At 60.0% G+C, this 260-nt stretch carries 1 protein-coding gene; it reads right to left on the bottom strand.

Going from position 1 to position 260, the window contains the following annotated elements; genetic code table 11:
- A partial coding sequence (locus SB679_RS25020) for a hypothetical protein (RefSeq protein WP_410705010.1) occupies positions 1-260 on the bottom strand: 260 nt, incomplete at both ends.

Genomic DNA, 260 nt, shown 5'->3' with positions numbered 1-260 from the left:
ACGCGTAGCCGCGACCAGCTTCATCGGATCAGAAGAACCTGCCGGGGGAATGTAGACCGCAACTGACTCCGCGAACTTCAAGACCATTCCCGTGGTGGTTTCCTTGCCACCGGCAAACACTGCCGAATCGTCCTGGAGTATGAGCTTGTCGCCTGCGGACTTCGGTGTTCCTTCAAAGGAGAAGTCGAGGCGGCCCACCACCAGTGCACCACCATCAGCGGTACGGAGCACCACGGTCTGGTTGGTGACCGGAGTGTGCG

This window comes from Chryseobacterium sp. SIMBA_029, from assembly GCF_046535275.1.
Classification (GTDB): Bacteria; Bacteroidota; Bacteroidia; order Flavobacteriales; family Weeksellaceae; genus Chryseobacterium.
This window is presented reverse-complemented; position numbering and strand designations above follow the sequence as displayed.